We start from the raw sequence: 9,296 nt of genomic DNA, 5'->3' as shown, positions 1-9,296 counted from the left end.
CGCGCGCCCCGTCCCGTCCGCGTTGATCATGGAGTTTGCACCCCTGACACGCCGTCGACACCACAGTTAACTCCATGATCAACGCGGACAGCGGCGGGCGGCGGGCGAGCGGGGCGAGCGGGGTTAGAGGAGGGTGGACCAGAAGGGGACGGGTTTCGGGGAGGACAGCGGCTCGGCTGTGCCGACGCCGAACTCTCGGTGGAAATAGTCCGCGAGGGTGTCGCCGTAGCGGACGACGTCGGTCTGCATGACGGACAGCACCGGCAGGTCGGCGAGGTCGAGCGCGGGGGCGTACCGGTGGCCGTGGACGGGCACGAGCACCGGGGCTTGGGCCAGCGCCCGGCGAGCCACGCCGATCGCCTTGTCCGTGCTGCTCGGTTTGATGCCCCAGCTGGTGAGCCAGAAGTCGTTCTCCTCGACGTCGAAGAGCACGCCTTCGATGGGGGCGGAGAGCGCCTCGCCGAGCAGGGCGGGGGAGCCGCGCCAGTCGGGCCAGTGCCGGTCGCCCCCCGGTACGCCGGCCGCCAGGAGCGTGCGGTGGTCGGGGTTGAACCGGAAGCCGAACCAGGTTTCGATAGTGCGGAATTCGTCCCCGGTCAGGCCGGGCCCGACCGGGGACGGAAGCGCGCGCAGGAGCTGGTGTGCCACTGCCTGGGTCAACGGCATGCCGCCAGGATATGCGGATCAGGTCCGCGACCGGGCGGAAGCGCGGGCCGACAGCAGGGCGGAGGCGGTCGCCAGCAGCAGGCAGGCGCCGGTCACCCAGCCCACGGTGGCCCAGTGCAGCTGGAGGCGTACGGGGGTTCGGGTCTCTTCGGCGAGCCCGTTCGCCATCCCGGCCAGTGCGGGGAGGACGACGGCCAGCCCGAGGAGGGCGCCGACGCCGACGACGAAGATCGTCTCGGTGGTCACCGTACGCCGGATCTGGCCTCGGCTGGCCCCGCTGCGGGCGAGGACGAGCCGCTCGGTTCGGCGGGCTTGGGCCGACATCGCCATCGTCGTCGCGACGGCGATCCCGGTGTAGCCGACCGACAGTCCGATGAGGACGAGTGCGAACAGCCACAACAGGCGCATATCCTCGGCGACCTCGCCGTCGGCGTACGTCCTGGCGTCGACGATCTTCGCGCCCGCCGCCGGGGAGCCCTTGGCGCCCATCGCGAACGCTGTCAGGGCGGACGGGTCGTGCGCCCGGACGACGTCCCGGGGCAGGACGAGGTCCGTCCCGGATTCCGCGACGGGGACCGGGAGGGTCTGGCCGTCCGCGAAGGTGACTTGCCGAGTGCTGGTCGCCTTGAAGGAAGCACGGCCGTACGCGTCGAACGCCGAGGAGTCGACGAACACCCGGGTGGTGAGGTCGCCGGAGCCACCGGTCGCGCGTACGGCGGCGTCGGTCAGCCCAGGGGTGTCGTCGGGCAGCGCGACGGAGATCCCGTGCAGCTCCTGAGCCTTGCCGGCCGGGTACGCCTCCCGCATCGTCGTCACCATGCTGCTGAGCAGCACGGCCAGTCCGACGGTGGCGATGATCGGCGCGGCGGTGGCCGCCGTACGCCGGGTGGCGGTCTGGATCTCGCCCCGCACCAGCATTCCCGTCGCACCCTGGAGGCGCAGCAGCGGCCAGGTGGCCAGGCGGGCCAGCGGCCCGAGCACCACCGGAGCCCAGGCGGTCGCCGCGACGATCGCGGCCATCGCCGTGAACAGGGCGTTGTCGACCCGGTGAGACGCGTCGGCGGAGGCGGTCAGCAGGGCCATCACCAGGGTCAGGGCCGTGGCCAGGGCCGCGCAGATCCAGCGGGCGAGGGTCATCGCGCGGCGTTCGACGGACGAGTCGAGCAGGGCCTCCATCGGGCGTACCCGGGCGGAGCGGCGGGCCGCCGACCAGGACCCGGCCAGCCCCACGAGCACTCCCACGACGACGGCTGACAGGATCGGCCCCGCCGTTGGGCGTACCACCAGGTCTGGATTCTCCAGCCCCGAACGGACCAGGAACCGGCCCAGCAGGGGTGCGGTGATCAGGCTGAGCAGCGCCCCCGTGGCCGCCGCCGCGACGCCGATCAGCAGCGCCTCGCCCACGATCAGCCGCCGGATCTGGCCGGGCGTGGCCCCGACGAGTCGCAGCAGGGCCAGTTCGCGGCGGCGATGCGCGGCCTGGAGCGCGAAGGTGCCCGCGACGACGAAGACGGTCACGAATCCGCCCAGCGTGGCCATGGCGATGAGCAGCTGGGTGCCGAGCCAGCGGATGCGCGAGTCGTGCTCGGGTTCGAGCACCTTGCGCGCGTCCCCGGTGACCACCGCGCCGCGCTCGCCCACCGTCCGCCCGATGTCCACAGTCGACGAACCCCACACGCCGAGCGCGACGACCCCCGGCGCGAGCTGCGCGGCCTGCTCGTCGCTCAGGTAATACCCCGGCCCGTCCACGGTGCCGACCACGGTCAGCTCGATCGGCCCGCGGCCGGTCAGCACCGGCACGCGTGTGCCCGGCCGCAAGCCCAGCCCGGCGTCCGCGACCAGCTCGCCGTCCGCGGGCGCGCTTCCCTCGATCAACTTGTACGCACCCAGCAGCGCACTGGACCAGTTGTGCCCGTCCGTCGCGTCCAGCGGCCGGTCGTCGACGACGGCTTGGGCGTAGAAGGCACGGTCGACGACGACCTGGGTGACCCCCGACTGGGTCGCGAGGTCGGCCCGGAGCTTCTCGGTCTCGGCCGCCGACCAGGGGCGCATCGCCCGGACGACGCCGTCGGCGTTCCCGGCGATGGGGGCGTGGACGACGGCCGGGGCGGCCGCGAACCGTTCGGGCGTGCGGGGCGCGGCCGACGCGTAGACGAGCAGCGAGGTGGCCAGCAGCGTCACGCCGAGCGCGAGTGCGGCGAAGGTTCCGGCGAAGCCGCTGATCCGGCCCCGGATGGTGGACAGCGCGATCATCGGGCACCCGCCTCGAGCCGGGTCATCCGGGTGGCGATCTGCTCGGCGTCGGCGCCGCCGAGTTCGCCGGCGACCCGCCCGTCGGCCAGGAAGATCACGCGGTCGGCGTACGCGGCCGCGACGGGATCGTGGGTGACCATGATGATCGTCTGCCCGTACGCGTCGACCGAGCGGCGGAGCAGTCCGAGCACCTCCCGGGAGGTGGTGGTGTCCAGGGCGCCGGTCGGTTCGTCGGCGAACAGCACGTCCGGGCGGGTGATCAGGGCGCGGGCGATCGCCACGCGCTGCTGCTGACCACCGGAGAGTTCGGCCGGCCGATGCTGGGCGCGGTCGGACAGCCCGACCTCGGTCAGGACCGCCAGGATCCGGTCGGCCTTGGGCCGGCGGCCCGCCAGCCGCAGGGGCAGTTCGACGTTCTGGGCCGCCGTCAGCGACGCGACCAGGTTGAACGCCTGGAACACGAAGCCGACCCGTTCGCGACGCAGCAGCGTACGCCGATGCTCGGAGAGCCCGGCCAGCTCCACCCCGGCGAGGGTCACCGAGCCCGAGGTGGGCTCGTCGAGCCCGGCGGCGCACTGCAACAACGTGGACTTGCCCGAGCCGGACGGCCCCATGATCGCGGTGAAGGTGCCCCGGTGGAAGTCCAGGTCGACGCCGGCCAGGGCGGTGACCTGCTGATAAGTCTTCTGGAGGTTCGCGAGACGAACTGTGGTGGACATGCCTTCGATTCCAGTCGGGATCGGCGGCGAGATCATTGCCACAGGTGCGACTTCCGGGGTAGTGCCAGCACTACCGCCGTCCGGGAGTGGATCTAGTTATCGTCGAGGCGTGCAGACCCGGACCGCCTGGCAGGCCATCGCGCAGCGGCCGCTGCGGTTCTTGACGTCGTCCTGGCCGTGGCGCTCGCTGGCGTACCTGGTGAGCGGGGTCGCCGTCGGCGTCGTCACCGGGCTGCTGATGATCGGGCTGGCCGCGGCCGGCGTGCTGTTGCTCATCGTCGTCGTCGGGATCGGCGTCCTCGTGGTGACGGCACTGGCCGGGATCTACGTCGCCCGGTTCGAGCGGTGGCGGCTGCGCCTGGTCGATCTCGACCGCGCTCCCGACCCGCACCGGCAGCCGTCCGCGCCCGGCCTCCGGGCCTGGCTGACGACCCGGTTGCGGGAGCAGGCGACCTGGCGGGAGTTCTCGTTCGTCGTCATCTGGCTCGGCGGGCTCTGGTTCGTCGACCTGGGCGTACTGGCCTTGACGTTGTGGCTGCCCTTCTACTTCATGAGCGTCCCGATCGCGGATCCGAACACCTGGCCCTGGATGATCATCGGGATCGCCATGCTGCTTCCGGCCCCGTACACGATCACCGCCTGGGCCGGCGCACGCGCCGCTCTGACCCGGGCGCTCCTCGCTCCCCGGGACGACGAGCTGGGCGTACGCCTGGAGGAGGTGACGCTGTCCCGGGCCCGGTTGGTCGACGCCTTCGAATCCGAGCGGCGTCGCATCGAACGGGACCTGCACGACGGCGCGCAGCAGCGTCTGGTGTCGCTCAGCATGAATCTCGGGCTGGCCCGGCTGGACGCCGCGCCGGGCTCCCCGGTGGAAACGCAGCTGGCCGCCGCCCAGGAGCAGGTCTCCCAGGTGCTGAGCGAACTCCGCGACCTCGTCCGCGGGGTGCATCCGCAGGTACTCGACGATCACGGGCTGGCCGCCGCGATCGACGAGATCGCCGACCGCTCGCCGATTCCGGTCACCGTCGACATCCGCCTGCCCGGCCGGGTCACCGGGGCGGTCGAGCTGACGGCGTACTTCGTGATCGCCGAGGCGCTCGCGAACATCGCCAAGCACTCCGGGGCGAGTCAGGCCACCGTGCGTGGCCGCCTCGAACCGGATCTCCTCGTCGTCCAGGTACGCGACAACGGCGTGGGCGGTGCGGATCCGGCCGGTGGGACCGGCCTGACCGGGCTGGCTGATCGGGTCGCGGTCGTGGACGGCCGCGTACGCCTGTCGAGCCCGTCCGGCGGCCCGACCCTGCTTCACGTGGAGATCCCATGCCACTCCGTGTAGTGCTCGCCGAGGACTCGCTGCTGTTGCGCGAGGGCCTGATCGGGCTGCTCGGCCGGTTCGGCCACGAGGTCGTCGACGCGGTGGGGGAGGCGGGCGCGATCGCCGCCGCCGTCCGCAGCGCCCAGCCGGACCTGCTGATCACCGACGTACGCATGCCGCCGGGCAACGCGGACGACGGGCTGAAGGCGGCCGTCGATCTGCGGCAGGAGCGCCCCGAGCTGCCCGTGCTCGTGCTGAGCCAGTACGTCGAGCAGTCCTACGCGGTGCGGCTGCTCGACTCGGGCGGTGGGTTGGCGGTCGGCTACCTGCTCAAGGACCGCGTCGGGGCGATCACCGACTTCGTGCAGGCCGTCGAACGGGTGGCCGCGGGCGGCACCGTCGTCGACCCCGAGGTCGTCCGCCAGCTGCTCCGCCGACGCCGGGATCCCCTCGAACGGCTCAGCGCCCGGGAACGCGAGGTGCTGGCGTTGATGGCGGAGGGCCGGTCGAACGCGGCCGTCGCTAAGCAGCTGTTCGTCACCGAGGCGGCCGTGAACAAACACGTACGCAGCATCTTCGCCAAGCTCGACCTGCCGCAGGACACCGAGGACCACCGGCGGGTGCTGGCCGTCCTCGCATACCTCCGCGCCTAGCTCTTACGCCTAGCCGATACGCAGCAGATCACGGTTACGCATGCCTCCCGCGACGGGTTCGGCCTGCGTAACCGTGATCTGCAAGGTAGAGCTGACGGTGAGGTCAGGCGGTGTAGCCGGGCATCGGGTACGCCGCGAGCAGGTCGCGTACCTCGCCCGCGATCCGGTCGAGGGCGGCGGTGTCCTCCTTGACGGCGGCCGTGACCGTCTGGTCCATCCACTCGGCGACCTGCGGCATCTGCGCCTCGGTGAGGCCCCGCGTGGTGAGCGCGGCGGTGCCGAGCCGGATGCCGGACGGGTCGAACGGGCGGCGGGTGTCGAACGGAACCCCGTTGAAGTTCAGCTCGATCCCGGCCGCGTCCAGCGCCTTGGCGGCCGGCTTGCCGGGGATGCCCTTGCTGGTCAGGTCGATGAGGATCAGGTGATTGTCGGTGCCGCCGGAGACCAGGTCGAAGCCACGCTCGTTGAGCGCCGCCGCCAGGGCCGACGCGTTCGCGACGATCTGGTGTGCGTACCCCTTGAAGGACGGCTGGGCCGCCTCGTGGAGGGCGACCGCGATGCCGGCGGTGGTGTGGTTGTGCGGGCCGCCCTGCAGGCCGGGGAAGACGGCCTTGTCCACGACGGTGGCGTGCTCGGCCTTGGCCATGATCATGGCGCCGCGCGGGCCGCGCAGGGTCTTGTGCGTGGTGGTGGTGACGACGTCGGCCAGGCCGATCGGCGACGGGTGCGCGCCGCCCGCGATCAGGCCGGCGATGTGCGCGATGTCGGCCATCAGGATCGCGCCGACCTCGGCGGCGATCTCGGCGAAGGCCGGGAAGTCGATCGTCCGCGGGATGGCGGTGCCGCCGGCGATGATCAGCTTCGGCCGCTCGGCCAGGGCCAGCTCCCGGACCTTGGACATGTCGACGCGACCGGTCTCCGGCTCGACGCCGTAGTGCACCGGGCGGAACCACTTGCCGGTGATCGACACGGGCGAGCCGTGCGTGAGGTGGCCGCCGTGCGCGAGCGACATGCTCATGACGGTGTCGCCCGGCTGCAGGAAGGCGAGGTAGATCGCGAGGTTGGCCGGGGAGCCGGAGTACGGCTGCACGTTGGCGTGCTCGGCGCCGAACACGGCCTTCGCGCGCTCGACGGCAAGGCTCTCGATCGGGTCGATGAGCTGCTGGCCCTCGTAGTACCGCTTGCCGGCGTAGCCCTCGGAGTACTTGTTCGTCAGCACCGTGCCGGTCGCCTCGAGGACGGCGCTGGAGACATAGTTCTCGGACGCGATCATGCGCAACTTGTCGTGCTGGCGCTGGGCTTCCTGCTCGATCAGGTCGGCGAGAGCGGGATCCTCGGCCGCGAGGTGGGAGATCTTCGGCTCGTGCATTGGGTCAACCTCCTGGCAGACGTAACCCGGCCCGCACCCAGGCGCACGGTGCGTGTGGCCGATCGGATCGCTCCCCGGTGGTTCTCCACCCGAAGTTCGGCGCCAGTCGCGACCTGTCGAAGTTTAGGCCACCTCGTCGGCGGCCTCCCCGGCGGTTCCCGTCGTGGTGTTGACACTTAACCGGTTCAGTGATGTGATGGCGCTCTCACGGACAACCCGACGCCTCAAGGAGTACGCCCATGCTCCGGCGCTTCTGCCTGCTGCTCGCGGCATGCCTCGCCGTCGTCCTGCCCGTCACCCCGGCGTACGCGTCGGACTCGGGTCATGTCACCCGTCAGGGGACTCAGCTGAAGCTGAACGGCAAGCCGTTCAAGTTCTACGGCAGCAACAACTACTACCTCATGTATCAGTCGCCGGCGATGGCCGACGACGTCTTCGCCGACGCCCAGGCCGCCGGGTTCACCGTGCTGCGTACCTGGGCGTGGCTGGACATCGGCAACGCCGACGGCAGCGACTCGGTCGCTGGCAAGGCCAACGGCGTCTACCTCCAGTACTGGGACCCGGTGGCGGGCGCGCCCGCGTACAACGACGGGCCGGACGGGCTGGAGCGTCTCGACTACGTCCTCTACCGGGCGCGGCAGAGCGGGATCAAGCTCGTCCTCGCGTTCACCAACAACTGGAGCGACTTCGGCGGCATGGACCAGTACGTCCGCTGGGCCGGGTTGTCGCACCACGACGACTTCTACACCGACGCCCGGATCAAGGGCTGGTACAAGGACTGGATCAGTCATCTGCTGAACCGGACCAACACCCTGACCGGGGTGAAGTACAAGGACGACCCGACCGTGATGACCTGGGAGCTGGCCAACGAGCCGCGGTGCCAGGGCTCCGGCGGGTACCCGACCTCGGACGCCTGCGGCATGCAGCACCCGGAGACCATCACCGCCTGGGCCGACGAGATGACCCGGCACGTGAAGTCGGTCGACCCCAAGCACCTGGTCAGCGTCGGCGAGGAGGGCTTCACCTGCGCCAACCTCGGCACCGACGACTGGACCACCAACTGCGGGCCGGGCACCGACAGCGCCGCGCTCACCGCGCTGCCCGCCGTCGACGTGATGTCCTTCCACCTCTACCCGGACGGCTGGGGCAAGACCGCGTCGTGGGGCACACAGTGGATCACCGACCACATCGCCACGGCCCGGCGCCTCGGCAAGGCGGTGATGCTCGGCGAGTTCGGCTACAAGGACAAGGCGACCCGCAACCCGGTCTATCGTGAGTGGACGGACGCGGTGCGGGCCGCCGGAGGCAACGGCTTCCTCTACTGGATCCTGTCCGGCTCGCAGGACGACGGGACGCTCTACCCCGACTACGACGGGTTCACCGTCTACTGCCCGAGCCCGGTCTGCGCGACGATCGCCAACGGCGGCGACGAGCTGGTCCACGGCCAGCGCAGCCGGCCGCCGGTCGCCGACCACGACACCGCCGTCACCGAGTTCGACACCCCGATCGGGCTGCACCCGCTGGCCAACGACGTGGCGTACCGGACGTACCTGCGGCCCGCGTCGCTCGATCTGCAACCCGACGTGGCCGGAGTCCAGGCCTCGGTCACGGTCACCGGGGGCGCCTTCACCGCGGCCTCGGGGGACGTGAGCTTCGTGCCCACCGCCGGGTTCGTGGGCAAGGCGGTCGCGCACTATGTGGTACGCGACGCGGCCGGTCGCCTGTCGAACGTGGCCGACCTCCAGGTGACCGTCAAACCCGACCCGACGGCGGCGATCCTCATCGAGTCGTGGGAGTCCGGAGTGGACGGCTGGGCGCCAGGGAGCTGGCAGGCCAACGCCGGCACCGTGGCGCAGACCGCCGACTTCCACACCGACGGGGCGTACGGGCTGCACATCGCGGCGGCGGACGGCGGATGGTTCGGCTTCACCCCGGCCCAGCCGCTGAACATCGCGGGCAAGGCCACCCTGAAGTACGACATCAGCGCCGGTGCGGCCGCGGGCACCTCGACCACGGTCGCGCTGCAGGTCGGCGCGGGCTGGGCCTGGTGCCAGGGCTCGTGGACCTGGGTGCCGCAGGGCAGCTCCACCACGATCGAGATCGACCTCTTCGACGGGGTGTCGTGCGACCAGACCGCGCTGGGCGAGGTCCACGGCGTCCTGATCTACGTCAGCTCCGGCGACTTCGACCTGGACAACGTCCGGGCCGAGTAGCCGGGCTCCGCAGCGGCGCCGGCCGGCGTAGGAGTGGGAGCCGCCCGGCCGGCGCTTTCACCGGCCGCGCTGGATCAGGGTTCCCGGTCGAATCTTGGCCCAAGATTC

General features: G+C 71.3%; 7 protein-coding genes and 1 riboswitch. Of the genes, 3 read left to right on the top strand and 4 right to left on the bottom strand.

What is annotated here, in order from left to right:
• Window positions 1–123: 123 nt before the first annotated feature.
• Genes AB0M47_RS40620 through AB0M47_RS40610 form a run of 3 tightly spaced genes read right to left on the bottom strand, consistent with a single transcriptional unit; the run spans window position 124 to window position 3,638 of the window.
• A complete protein-coding gene (locus tag AB0M47_RS40620; protein ID WP_363423786.1) occupies window positions 124–666 on the bottom strand; it encodes a hypothetical protein in 543 nt (180 codons plus the stop codon).
• A gap of 18 nt (window positions 667–684) precedes the next feature.
• A complete protein-coding gene (locus AB0M47_RS40615; RefSeq protein ID WP_363423783.1) occupies window positions 685–2,919 on the bottom strand; it encodes an FtsX-like permease family protein in 2,235 nt (744 codons plus the stop codon).
• Window positions 2,916–3,638: an ABC transporter ATP-binding protein gene (locus AB0M47_RS40610; RefSeq protein WP_363423780.1), complete on the bottom strand. Its 723-nt coding sequence runs from the start codon at window positions 3,636–3,638 to the stop codon at window positions 2,916–2,918. The genes AB0M47_RS40615 and AB0M47_RS40610 overlap by 4 nt, the downstream gene beginning before the upstream one ends.
• A 109-nt stretch (window positions 3,639–3,747) precedes the next feature.
• On the opposite strand from AB0M47_RS40610, the gene AB0M47_RS40605 reads away from it, so the two are divergent.
• Both AB0M47_RS40605 and AB0M47_RS40600 read left to right on the top strand, forming a co-directional pair.
• Window positions 3,748–4,974 carry a sensor domain-containing protein gene (locus tag AB0M47_RS40605; protein ID WP_363423777.1) on the top strand — a complete coding sequence of 409 codons (1,227 nt, stop codon included), beginning with the start codon at window positions 3,748–3,750 and terminating at the stop codon, window positions 4,972–4,974.
• The gene (locus AB0M47_RS40600) at window positions 4,959–5,606 is read left to right on the top strand and encodes a response regulator transcription factor (protein WP_253760923.1); all 648 of its coding nucleotides are present in this window, start codon (window positions 4,959–4,961) and stop codon (window positions 5,604–5,606) included. Before AB0M47_RS40605 ends, AB0M47_RS40600 begins: the two co-directional genes overlap by 16 nt.
• Window positions 5,607–5,709: 103 nt before the next feature.
• Here AB0M47_RS40600 and glyA read toward each other — a convergent pair whose 3' ends face one another.
• Window positions 5,710–6,975, bottom strand: coding sequence for a serine hydroxymethyltransferase (glyA, locus tag AB0M47_RS40595; RefSeq protein WP_363423773.1), 1,266 nt, complete (start codon window positions 6,973–6,975; stop codon window positions 5,710–5,712).
• 28 nt (window positions 6,976–7,003) lie between these two features.
• Window positions 7,004–7,095, bottom strand: a riboswitch (ZMP/ZTP riboswitch).
• Between the two features lie 119 nt (window positions 7,096–7,214).
• Here glyA and AB0M47_RS40590 point away from each other — a divergent pair.
• Window positions 7,215–9,188, top strand: coding sequence for a cellulase family glycosylhydrolase (locus AB0M47_RS40590; RefSeq protein WP_363423770.1), 1,974 nt, complete (start codon window positions 7,215–7,217; stop codon window positions 9,186–9,188).
• The last annotated feature ends 108 nt before the right edge of the window (window positions 9,189–9,296 follow it).

It is taken from the genome of Hamadaea sp. NPDC051192 (assembly GCF_040682475.1).
Taxonomy (GTDB): domain Bacteria; phylum Actinomycetota; class Actinomycetes; order Mycobacteriales; family Micromonosporaceae; genus Hamadaea; species Hamadaea flava.
Note: the sequence above shows the minus strand (reverse complement) of the source record. Positions and strands in the feature narration are given on the sequence as shown.

Bases quoted from the DNA above. Each gene is read 5' to 3' on its own strand.
- AB0M47_RS40620 (WP_363423786.1), bottom strand. From the start codon at position 666: ATGCCGTTGACCCAGGCAGTGGCACACCAGCTCCTGCGCGCGCTTCCG.
- AB0M47_RS40615 (WP_363423783.1), bottom strand. From the start codon at position 2,919: ATGATCGCGCTGTCCACCATCCGGGGCCGGATCAGCGGCTTCGCCGGA.
- AB0M47_RS40610 (WP_363423780.1), bottom strand. From the start codon at position 3,638: ATGTCCACCACAGTTCGTCTCGCGAACCTCCAGAAGACTTATCAGCAG.
- AB0M47_RS40600 (WP_253760923.1), top strand. From the start codon at position 4,959: ATGCCACTCCGTGTAGTGCTCGCCGAGGACTCGCTGCTGTTGCGCGAG.
- glyA (WP_363423773.1), bottom strand. From the start codon at position 6,975: ATGCACGAGCCGAAGATCTCCCACCTCGCGGCCGAGGATCCCGCTCTC.
- AB0M47_RS40590 (WP_363423770.1), top strand. From the start codon at position 7,215: ATGCTCCGGCGCTTCTGCCTGCTGCTCGCGGCATGCCTCGCCGTCGTC.